The following is a 616-nucleotide window of genomic DNA, read 5'->3' on the forward strand; positions in this document are numbered from 1 at the left end:
CGGGTTCATAGCCACCGCATCCATAATGATATCATTAAGAATATTGGTCTGCACCCTCATCGAATGGTTTTCGCTCGCCGTCATGACCGCAGGCATCAGCGTATGGATGCGCTTTTTAGTCAAAGCGGACATAAACAAAACAGGCGCGTAGTCCAAAAATTGAAAGTGGTCTCTAACCTTTTCTTCAAATTCTTTCATCGTCCGCTCGTCTTTTTCGACTGCATCCCATTTGTTTACGACGATGACAACAGCTTTTCCTGCTTCATGCGCATAGCCGGCAATCCGCTTGTCCTGCTCAATAATGCCTTCTTCGCCGTCCAAGACGACGCAGACGACTTCTGAACGGTCGATCGCCTTTAAAGCTCGGAGGACGCTGTATTTTTCAGTTGCCTCATACACTTTCCCCTTTTTTCTCATCCCGGCTGTATCCACGATGACAAAGTCTCTTTGATTGTATGTAAACCTCGTGTCAATGGCGTCGCGCGTCGTTCCCGCAATATTGCTGACGATAACGCGCTCTTCTCCAATCATGGCGTTTACAAGGGAGGATTTTCCGACGTTCGGCCGGCCGATGAGGCAAAATTGAACGACTTCATCCTCATACTTCGTCTCGGGT

1 protein-coding gene is annotated in these 616 nt (G+C 48.4%); it reads right to left on the reverse strand.

Going from position 1 to position 616, the window contains the following annotated elements; genetic code table 11:
- Window positions 1-616 (reverse strand): ribosome biogenesis GTPase Der (locus ACWHAR_RS29085; RefSeq protein WP_452088696.1); only part of this gene is annotated, 616 nt, incomplete at both ends.

Source organism: Bacillus sp. LR--39 (assembly GCF_053613335.1).